This is a genomic window from Nocardia cyriacigeorgica, assembly GCF_010858045.1.
Classification (GTDB): domain Bacteria; phylum Actinomycetota; class Actinomycetes; order Mycobacteriales; family Mycobacteriaceae; genus Nocardia; species Nocardia cyriacigeorgica_E.
In genome coordinates this window covers 1-284 of sequence record NZ_JAAGVC010000360.1, presented here as the reverse complement: position 1 = coordinate 284, position 284 = coordinate 1, and the positions used below count along the sequence as shown (strand labels likewise).

The 284-nt window shown below is 68.0% G+C and carries 1 protein-coding gene; it reads left to right on the top strand.

Annotation, left to right across the window (positions count from 1 at the left end; translation table 11 throughout):
• A partial coding sequence (locus GV790_RS30035; RefSeq protein ID WP_445668765.1) for a P-type ATPase occupies positions 1 to 284 on the top strand: 284 nt, incomplete at both ends.

Genomic DNA, 284 nt, shown 5'->3' with positions numbered 1-284 from the left:
GGCGTACTGACCGTCGAGGTCACCACGACCGCTGAGGACAACTCTTTGGCGCGGATCGTGCGGATCGTGGAAGCCGAGCAGGCCCGCAAGGGCGATGCCCAACGCTTGGCGGACAAGATCGCCAAACCGCTGGTCCCGGGCATCATGATCGCGGCCGCCGCGATCGCGGTGATCGGGGCGATCTTCGGGGATCCGGTCACCTGGATCGAACGTGCCCTGGTGGTGTTGGTGGCGGCTTCGCCGTGTGCGCTGGCGATCTCGGTGCCGGTCACCGTCGTGGCCGC